The 9,284-nt window shown below is 31.6% G+C and carries 15 protein-coding genes; 7 read left to right on the plus strand and 8 right to left on the minus strand.

Annotation, left to right across the window (positions count from 1 at the left end):
• From FC89_RS12715 to FC89_RS12645, 5 genes are all read right to left on the minus strand, one after another.
• On the minus strand, window positions 1-273 hold a 273-nt coding region (locus FC89_RS12715; RefSeq protein WP_235804419.1), incomplete at its 3' end, for an IS3 family transposase.
• Between the two features lie 71 nt (window positions 274-344).
• Window positions 345-605: a transposase gene (locus FC89_RS11285; protein WP_057871300.1), complete on the minus strand. Its 261-nt coding sequence runs from the start codon at window positions 603-605 to the stop codon at window positions 345-347.
• A 49-nt stretch (window positions 606-654) separates the two neighbouring features.
• Window positions 655-900 (minus strand): NAD(P)H-dependent oxidoreductase, encoded by a 246-nt coding sequence (locus FC89_RS11290; protein ID WP_057872643.1) that lies wholly within the window; start codon window positions 898-900, stop codon window positions 655-657.
• A gap of 231 nt (window positions 901-1,131) precedes the next feature.
• Window positions 1,132-1,401 (minus strand): hypothetical protein, encoded by a 270-nt coding sequence (locus tag FC89_RS11295; RefSeq protein ID WP_057872644.1) that lies wholly within the window; start codon window positions 1,399-1,401, stop codon window positions 1,132-1,134.
• Window positions 1,402-1,653: 252 nt separating this feature from the next.
• Window positions 1,654-1,809 (minus strand): hypothetical protein, encoded by a 156-nt coding sequence (locus FC89_RS12645; RefSeq protein WP_157060722.1) that lies wholly within the window; start codon window positions 1,807-1,809, stop codon window positions 1,654-1,656.
• Window positions 1,810-2,585: 776 nt separating this feature from the next.
• Here FC89_RS12645 and FC89_RS11300 point away from each other — a divergent pair.
• From FC89_RS11300 to FC89_RS11325, 6 genes are all read left to right on the plus strand, one after another.
• Window positions 2,586-3,467: an ABC transporter ATP-binding protein gene (locus tag FC89_RS11300; protein WP_057872645.1), complete on the plus strand. Its 882-nt coding sequence runs from the start codon at window positions 2,586-2,588 to the stop codon at window positions 3,465-3,467.
• Window positions 3,468-3,469: 2 nt separating this feature from the next.
• Window positions 3,470-4,669: an ABC transporter permease gene (locus tag FC89_RS11305; RefSeq protein WP_057872646.1), complete on the plus strand. Its 1,200-nt coding sequence runs from the start codon at window positions 3,470-3,472 to the stop codon at window positions 4,667-4,669.
• A 405-nt stretch (window positions 4,670-5,074) separates the two neighbouring features.
• Window positions 5,075-5,380 carry a hypothetical protein gene (locus FC89_RS11310; RefSeq protein WP_157060723.1) on the plus strand — a complete coding sequence of 102 codons (306 nt, stop codon included), beginning with the start codon at window positions 5,075-5,077 and terminating at the stop codon, window positions 5,378-5,380.
• Window positions 5,381-5,470: 90 nt separating this feature from the next.
• Complete coding sequence (locus FC89_RS11315) at window positions 5,471-6,142, plus strand: hypothetical protein (protein WP_057872648.1); 672 nt, start codon at window positions 5,471-5,473, stop codon at window positions 6,140-6,142.
• Window positions 6,139-6,441: a hypothetical protein gene (locus tag FC89_RS11320; protein ID WP_057872649.1), complete on the plus strand. Its 303-nt coding sequence runs from the start codon at window positions 6,139-6,141 to the stop codon at window positions 6,439-6,441. The genes FC89_RS11315 and FC89_RS11320 overlap by 4 nt, the downstream gene beginning before the upstream one ends.
• Before the next feature lie 202 nt (window positions 6,442-6,643).
• Window positions 6,644-7,171 carry a nucleoside/nucleotide kinase family protein gene (locus tag FC89_RS11325; RefSeq protein WP_187329668.1) on the plus strand — a complete coding sequence of 176 codons (528 nt, stop codon included), beginning with the start codon at window positions 6,644-6,646 and terminating at the stop codon, window positions 7,169-7,171.
• A gap of 136 nt (window positions 7,172-7,307) precedes the next feature.
• On the opposite strand, the gene FC89_RS11330 is transcribed toward FC89_RS11325, so the two are convergent.
• The 3 genes from FC89_RS11330 to FC89_RS11340 form a co-directional block, all read right to left on the minus strand.
• Window positions 7,308-7,553: a helix-turn-helix transcriptional regulator gene (locus FC89_RS11330; RefSeq protein ID WP_057872650.1), complete on the minus strand. Its 246-nt coding sequence runs from the start codon at window positions 7,551-7,553 to the stop codon at window positions 7,308-7,310.
• The gene (locus FC89_RS11335) at window positions 7,529-7,834 is read right to left on the minus strand and encodes a DUF6442 family protein (RefSeq protein ID WP_057872651.1); all 306 of its coding nucleotides are present in this window, start codon (window positions 7,832-7,834) and stop codon (window positions 7,529-7,531) included. The genes FC89_RS11330 and FC89_RS11335 overlap by 25 nt, the downstream gene beginning before the upstream one ends.
• Before the next feature lie 181 nt (window positions 7,835-8,015).
• Entirely contained in the window at window positions 8,016-8,606 is a 591-nt protein-coding gene (locus FC89_RS11340) for a helix-turn-helix domain-containing protein (RefSeq protein ID WP_057872652.1), read from the minus strand.
• A gap of 363 nt (window positions 8,607-8,969) precedes the next feature.
• Between FC89_RS11340 and tnpB the strand changes: the two genes are divergently transcribed.
• The coding region (tnpB, locus tag FC89_RS11345) for an IS66 family insertion sequence element accessory protein TnpB (RefSeq protein WP_235804422.1) at window positions 8,970-9,284 on the plus strand (315 nt) is incomplete at its 3' end.

Genomic DNA, 9,284 nt, shown 5'->3' on the forward strand with positions numbered 1-9,284 from the left:
AGTCATTTGGTCAATATAGTTGTTGTGGGCATAACGCCACTTCTTGACGATAATTGACCGGAGGCCTAGGTGTCGCATCAGCTTTTGAACCAGTTTCAAGCTGGCGTGATAGCCCTCACGCAAAAGTTCCTCGTGAACTTTGGGAGCGCCATAAACCCGCCGATGATCAAAGTAGATGCGTCGGATTTGCTGGCACAAAACTTGGCGGCGCTTAAACTGTTTGGGCTTAGTCTGGTGCTGGTACTGATAGTAAGTTGATCGGCATAAGTGCAACGTCTGGCAAACTTCTTTAACGCTATGTGCTGATGCCGTTACTTTAATCGCTGACTGCCAATCTTTGATGCTTACTTTTTTGCGAATATGGTTAAGGCTTTTTTTAGGATATCGTTCTCACTTTCCAGCTTGGCAATTCTTGCCTGCATTTCTAACAATTCGGCCTTGGAGGCTCCGGTATCATCATCTTTCTTGTACAAATCATTCCATTTATAAATGGTGGCACTGGCAATCCCATATTCGCTGGTAAGATCAGTGACTGATGTCCCGCTTTCATACAGCTGAACGATCATCTTCTTGAATTCGACAGAATATTTCTTCCTTTTGCTCATAAGACACGATCCTCTCTAGTAGAAATTCTACCAAATTGTGTCTACACTTTCATCCTAAGTCCACAGCACCTAATTGTTGAATAATATACTGCATATATTGTGATGTCTCAATTTTCTCATTAGAACTAGATAATGTTATTATACTGCCAATCTTCCCACGTAATTCAAGAGTATATGTCCATTGGGCAATTCTTCCCAAAAAGTTTTTCATAAGGCCCGATTCTTGTCTTAAATAAACCGGTGTAGCTAATAAAATAATATTACTTGATTTTATTTCATTTTTCAAAAACTCCATATCATCTATTATTGCGTCTTCTCCAGTAAAAAAACACTAGCGTCTTTGACAAATTTTATATTGTTTTTATCAAGTTCTAAATTGGAGGTTATACTAACATTTATTTTCAAAATAGACTCCAACTACTGCAAGTATATTTGGACAATTTTATTTAAACTTGAACTTGAATTTAAAGATCCCGAAAAAACAAAGACTTTATACTTTTTCATATAGTACATCTCGCCGTATCAATTAGACTTTCTCGTTTCCCCAAACCAAAGCTACAATAAATATAATATTTGTAATAATTGAGACCATCATTAATAGATAAAGAATAGTTCTTGTTTGTAATTGAAAGTATAAATTTATCGCAATTACTGAAATCAATAAAATGGACTGTGTTGAAAAGCCCAGATATCCCGAAATACGCTGTACATAGATACCACGTTCATCTCGCAATCTTTTTTTTATTAAAAGTGTTATAACTTCTATAATGATTGTTAATATAAAAAAAGTAACCATTAATACCCTCCTCATATGACTATGTTATAAAGTTCGAAATATTCTCCTTCTTTATCAATTAATTGTAAGTGTGTCCCAGATTCAACAACCTTTCCGTTCTTTAGCATTATTATTTGATCAGCATTTATTATAATCAACAACTGATGAGCTATTATGATTTTGTCTAATTCAAATGTTGAATAGCTTTATTTAGGTTATATTCTACAGCATTATCTAATATTTGAGGATTTCTGTATAAAGCTCTTGCTAAAGCTATTCGCTATGCTTAACGCCAGACAAATTATCACCAAAACCAGAAATTTGAGTACTGTACTTTAATGGCATTTGTTCAATTTCTGTTTTTAATTGAACTTCTAGAGAGATTTCTTTCAAAATATAATCTGATTGATCAAGATATTTAAAATACACTTTAACCCACCTTATTAATAACGGTAATATTTTTCTTCCGTTTAATTCTTGAACTGGTTCATCTAGAAACACCATTGATTTTTCTAAGCATATTTCTAACTATTTCAAAATTATTAAGGTTTTGAAATAGTTGATATAAAAGAAGAAAAAGGAAATCCACTCAATGTATAAAGAAATATACCTATGATTATGATTTCTTCCTTAAAAAGTGGAATAGATACAATAACTAAAAAAACAGTAAAAAGAGTTGAAAGATTGCGGGAATACATAATTTATCTTACTAAGATAATTTTACTTTGGAAAACTACTTAACTCAATATTCAATTTATCTAATAAGTTGTTAAATGTACTTTTTCTAACACTATAGCTTTAATTGTTAACATCAAGGTTATAAATTCTACTTTTGCATTATTAAAAAATCTTTCATTATAAAATGAATACAACTTATTTCTTGTTTTGTAAATACCTAAATGCACTTATTACAGATAAAAATATTCTATTACATTGCTTTTTGCATCTATCAAATGCAAAAAGCAATTGACAGGAGCTTTATAATTTTATATATTGAGAATGTAATTTAAGAAAAAGGAGATGGTATTGTGTTAGAAATATTAGGTTGGATAATTGCCTTAATTGGTATTATGATTAAATTCATTTTTAAGTTAAAAACTGATAGGAGATCAAATGTTATATTTATTGCTCACGGACTCTTCATTATGGGCTTAGCCTTAGTTGTAATAACCTTCTTTATACATTAAAAATAAGGAGAATCGTTTATGCTATTAATTAACCACCTCACAAAGAAGTTTGGGACTTTTTATGCACTAGATGATATCAATTTTATCGTCAAGGATAGTAGCATTTTAGGGCTAATTGGTAAAAATGGTGCTGGAAAGTCTACTCTTTTTCACTGTATTTTAAATCTCTTAAGTTATAAAGGAAATGTCTATTGGAATGGGGAGCAGTTAGATGAAAAAAATAAAAATGAGATAGGGTATTTACCAGAAGAAAGAGGATTGTTGCCTAATCGGACAGTATTAGAACAAATAATCTACTTTGGGAGACTGCGCGGTCTCAAAACTAATGAATTGAAAATCGAAATTCCTAAGTGGCTTGATCAGTTCAATATATTAGAGAAAGAATCCGATCAAATTCAAACTTTATCAAAAGGGAATCAACAAAAAGTTCAATTGATTAGTACACTTATTCATAAACCCAAATTAATTATTTTAGATGAACCGTTTAGTGGGCTTGATCCAATTAATGCAAATTTATTAAAAAAAAGTATATTACAAGCTAAAGAAAAAGGCGCATCTATTATTTTCTCTGATCACAATATGGAAAACGTAGCTGAAATTTGTGACTATGTAGCTCTTTTTAAAAGCGGGCATCTTAAACTGTACAATACCGTTTCAAAAATTAGAGATAGCTATGGATGTAATCAGATAACTGTAAGTACAGAATTGAGCATAATGGAGTTGAAAAACATACCACATATATTAAAAATCGAAAAATTATCATTTCAAAAATACAAACTGACAATTGAAAATGAAATATATGGTCCGATGATTTTTAAATACATTACAAACGGTAAATATATAAAAACTTTTGATCAAGAACCACCTACTCTCAGCGAAATTTTTACGAAAGAAGCTTGAAAATGAAAAAAATGCTAATTATTTGTGTTGATACTTTTAGTCATCAAGTAAAATCTTGGAATTTTATTTCATTAAGTATATTCCCATTTGTAATTATATTAACTATGTTAGGCTTTAACCTTATTAACAAGACCTCTACAACTAATAATAATTCTATAGGAATCATTAATGAAACAAGTAGTAATTTTTATACTACTAGCTCTTCCTTAAGTATTCATAATTATAAAAATCAAAACTTTGCAAAAAAAGAATTAGAAGGCAAGAAAATTATAGGATACTTAGCAGTCTCACAGAAAAATGACAGGTTATTAGTAACTTATACAGGGAATAATAGTTTGTCCACAACGACTAGATTTAGAATAAGTAATTTAATTAATAATCTTCAAGAAAAAATAAATTTTAAAACTTCAAAATTGTCTAATGATCAAAAAAAAATTTTACAATACAAACCAATTGTTATTTGGAATTTTGAAAAAAGTAGATTCAATAAATCTTTTTCTAAAGAACTATCGTTTACAATTCTAGTTCTATTTATGTTCCTTATTTTAGTGTCATATTCAACTACTACTACTCAAGAGATTGCTGCGGAAAAAGGCACTAAAACTGCTGAGATTATTTTCACTAGTATTGAACCAAAAAAATATTTTTTGGGGAAAATACTAGGCATGTTAGGAACTGTTTGTTTGCAAATAGCTGTTTATATTTCAGGCGGTACAATCATATATCAACTTTTATTTTCTAACTATTATGTCTATAAAATTATAGGCAAATATCAAGGAATAATAAATAGCATAATACGAAATTTTTATTCTATTAATTTAGTTTTTATTGTCCTTGGTATAGTCCTATTTATTATATTAGCAGCAACATGTGGAATTTTAGTTAAAAAAGTAGAAGATGCTAGTAAGGCGGTACAACCGGTTCTTCATCTAGTTATGCTTTCATTTATTTTGGCCATAGTCATTGGAAAAAATCCCTCAACCCCTATTTCAATTTTTCTCTCTTATTTTCCTGTAACATCTCCGTTTTTTATGCCTATCAGGAATATAGTTACACATATAAGTATCATGAATGTACTTTTATCCGCATTACTATTATTAATAACTGAGATTGTTTTATTGCATCTCGTTGGAAAAAATTACAGTAGATTCGCTCTTGCAAAGACAAGTAATTTTTTTGAGCTGATTGGTAAATCAAAGTAGAGGAATGGTTTTGTTACAAAATTTTTCGATAAATCAATTTTTAGGTAAACTAAAAGAAGAAGATAGCGTGAAGAACGAAATGGAACCACATTCGAGAGAAAGCGTTTTCGAAAAATGCAGGTTACATAATAATACTATTTGCTTAATCTTGAAATTACATACATAATTACGTTAGGTAGATGATTATTATTGTTAAAACTCGAAAACAAGTCAATTCAATCATGGTTGTTGAATTTCCAATAACTCATACTACGCATATAAACCAAACCTTTTCAGTTTGAATTTTCAGGTCATAAGATTAATGGTCATGTTATTCTGACAAGATTTTTGGGTTATGCTTATCTAGCAATAACCGGAAAAATTTTGGATCATGTTAGCACAAAAGAACTTCTCCAAGCAAAAAAGATGATAAAGATATATGGGATTGCCAGTGCCACCATTTATAAATGGAATGATTTGTACAAGAAAGATGATGATACCGGAGCCTCCAAGGCCGAATTGTTAGAAATGCAGACAAGAATTGCCAAGTTGGAAAGTGAGAACGATATCCTAAAAAAAAGCCTTAACCATATTCGCAAAAAAGTAAGCATCAAAGATTGGCAGTTAGCTATTAAAGTAATGGCACCAGCGCATAGCGTTAAAGAAGTCTGCCAGACATTGCACTTATGCCGATCAACCTACTACCAGCACCAGTTGACCAAAAGCCAATGACAATTAGAGACTATCATGCGGTGTTCAAAAGACAAGTATATTTAGTAAAAGATTTGTAACTTATAAACATATAATACGAGGAGGGTAATTATGAACCGTAAATATGGAAATCCAAATAGTTTAATTCAATCTGATCTTACCAGTGATAATTTCAAAATCAATGTCAATTCTCAAGAATTACCATCATTTTCTAAGGTGGCAAATCACTTACTTTCTTCACGAACAGCCTCCAAACAGTTTTTGCGGGATCCAACCAAATACATGATTAGCAACGGTTGTTCCAAAATTGATTCGTTAAACATCACTGACAATAATTTTGATGTTTTGCGTGTTATAAGTGATGAAGACTTAAATGATGCAGTTCAGAAACGTGATGCTCAATTTTTTGTCGAAACCATGATTCGACTGGAAAAATTACCGAAATACTTTATTCAACGCACACAGATGGAGCCACGGGCAGCTTGGGTACCGGTGATAGTTACACCGGCTGTTGCATACACTAGTTTTGGCGCAGTTGCATGGGTTGTTGCCGCAGTTGCAGCACTTGTTAAGGTCGGTGTAAAAGGTGCATTTACTCCCGTGTATAAGTCGACAGTTTTACAACCAGATATTGCTTGGGTCTTAAGCATGGCGGTACTGATGGCAGATAGTCGCTTTGCTCATCAGGTAGATGATGTGTTGTGGGCACGTTTCTTGAAGGAAATCAAATCTATTAGCCAGGAAAGCGACAGCCATCAAATTACAAAGGACGCACTGTTATGAAATCACTTTGGGGATTGTTCAATGTATTATTCGGAATAGCATTTGTTGTTTTAGCGATTCAATTTTTCTCAGGAAAGTGGTTGAAATTGCTTGCTGGAAGTGCCAACGCAACTTCTCGTCAATTAATTTCTGCCGGACGGGTAATTTCACCAGCATTGTTCATCTTAGGGATAAGCGTCTTTCTCCTAGGGTTCCCTGAGAACAAACTTTTTGTAAAAATTGGAAATATTGGCTTTGTAATTGCAATTGGATATATTATAGTAATGGTACTCATCACAATGTTCCAATCCTCAAGGTAAGATTCTTATAAATTGGAAAAGCGTCTATTATGAGTGGAAACCACTGAAAATCTATCCGTTTAAAAAAATTTCTACGCATAACCCAGAGGTAGGAACATGGGTTCTAGTTAATATGTAGTAGCTTAAAGTTATCACACCTTTAGGGCCTGATTAAAATCACTTTTCGAAAATATTATAGAACCTTTTAGGAGGACCATACATAATGTCAAAAATAATAGTTATCAGTGGCTTAACTGCTGGAGGCAAAACAACTCTTGTAAATTCGCTTGCGCGAGAATTAAAAAATAGTAAAATCATTGCTTTTGATAATTATGATATTGATCAATTACCTTCAGCGCCACCACTCAACAAACCGTTATCTCAAACAATTAATCAGTATGATATTCAAAATATTATTTCGGCAGTAAATTCAGCAAAATATAAATATGACTACATTCTTGTTGATTATCCCTTTGGTAATCGCCATGAATCATTTAATCAATTGATTGATTTAACAGTATACATTAAGACACCTCTTGATATTTTGTTAGCACGCCAAATCCTTCGAGATTTTTCAAATAAAACTGTAAATGCTATTGATGATTATTTAAATATATATTTAAAAACTATACGGAGAATCTTTATTGAAAATGAAAAATTCATAGTAGAAACTGCCGATCTTGTTTTAGCTGGTGAAGCACCATTGTCTACAAAAATAGAAAAAATTATCGCTACAATCAAATCACTTTAAGATCAATATCTGAATTTTTACATTTCATCGCATATAGTAAAATTGCAAGAAAAGGACGCTTGTTTCAAACAATCCAAACAATCAATTATTAGTATAACTTTGGTTTACTCTAAAGGGCTTTAAACTTAATGCGGTACTATTTTTCTTTAAAATAAAATAATGATTCAAATGGTTTGTCCAAAGCCATGCATAAAAGTAGTGCCAATTTTGCTGATGGGACAAATTCACCAGTTTCGATGTTGCTAATTGTTTGTCGTGATACCCCAACTAACTTTGCCAATTGGGATTGATTTAGATTTTTTTCTGCTCGCGCAATTTTTAAACGGTTTTTTAAAATTATGTTTTTCAAGACAGTCTCTACTTCCCAATTGCGATAATCCATGCAGTATAAACAACTGCTACAACTAGCAAGATTGACATTAAAATAGATATTATGGAACGTTTATTGATGGCTTGCGATATTTCAATACCTAAACCACCAAGTAAAGCCAAAAAAAGCACGTCATTTAGAGATTCATGACGTAATAATCGAATAATTAGAATGAAGAGTAAACCAAGCGAATAAAAGCCAAACATAATACTTTGATTTGTCAGAATAGTATTCCGCTTCCCCTCATCGTCGTTCGCTTGTTGAGCTGCTTTCAATATTTCATTCTTGTTCATTATAAATACCCTCCATTTTTGTCAAATAAACTAGTCATTTTGACAAGTATACATGACATAAATGTTTGTTGTCAATATTGTACTTGTACCAAGAAAACATTTTAACTGTTATAAGTACAGCCTTTAATTTTTTGAAATATTAATAAATAATCTATTTTATCGAAAATGGTTATAATACGAGTTATTTATTTCTTTGTGCAAAATAAATCAGAAAAATTGCACCTCCGATTCCGCTGATCAATCCACCAATTAAATAGTAATCTGTTAATGAAGCCACTAGAATTCCAACAACAAATAACGCCCCACTTAAAAACAAACTTTTTGTGCTTATTGATAATTTTTTAGTAGTTCTAATATCAATTTTTCTTTGAAACGTACTCAACTGAAATCGAGCAACAGCATTTAGTACTCCAAGAATAATTAAGATCAAAAAGCCAGCATGATTAAGATGAATGATATTTAGGATTGTTAATGTCAAAAGTACTAGAACAAGTACATCAATGATTAACAAAATACGCAAAATAGGTTTAATTGATCGTTCAACTTCTTTTCTTTCCAAATATTCTTTCATACCAGTGTCCTCCTTTAATAGTAAATCCAATGAAACATGATAATAATCACTTAATTTAATCAGATTGGAAATATCAGGATAAGTTTTTTCATTTTCCCAACTAGAAATTGTTTGTCTAGTAATAAAGAAATCATTAGCAACTTGTTCTTGAGTTAAATTCATTTCCATTCTCGCGTTTTTAAGCCGATCGCCAAATTTCATAAATACCCTCCTAACTTCAAAATAATTATGCTGATGAAACGACAAAAGAGCAAGCAATGATTCATTGCTTACCCTTTTTAGGCGTTATTTGATAGGCACCTAATAACCGACCATCTATAAAAGAGCATATTTCAGCGGTAAAATTACCTCATCAATAAAAAATGATGAGGTGCTTTTATGACAAATAAACCTGATGTTGTTCAGATCAAAATGGATAAATCTTTTAATCCACAGGCCTCGGCTCCTACCAAAGCTTTTCAAGTTAGAGTTGATGATAATAAAACTGTTATCGTGTATAACCCGTATTCAGGGATACATTTTAGATTCTTTAATCAAGGCAGTTTTCAAATGATATTACTTGATATGCGAAAAATTAAGGGCATTTATCTTATCTGTGGCAAAACTGATCTTCGACGAGGAATTGATGAACTGGCAAATATAGTTTTGGATCAATTCAAGCTTGATCCATATTCTAAATCTTTATATCTGTTTTGTGGTACAAGAAAAGATCGATTCAAAGCTTTATATTGGGACGGAGATGGTTTTTGGCTGTTTTATAAACGAATTGAAAATGGTCGTTTACAATGGCCCACAAATACAAATGAAGTAAAGAAGCTTCATGCCAAACAATTAGAACGTCTACTTTCTGGTTGGGCTGTCGAATCATCGATTCGACAA

Source organism: Liquorilactobacillus ghanensis DSM 18630 (genome assembly GCF_001435235.1).
In the GTDB taxonomy this organism is placed as follows: Bacteria; Bacillota; Bacilli; order Lactobacillales; family Lactobacillaceae; genus Liquorilactobacillus; species Liquorilactobacillus ghanensis.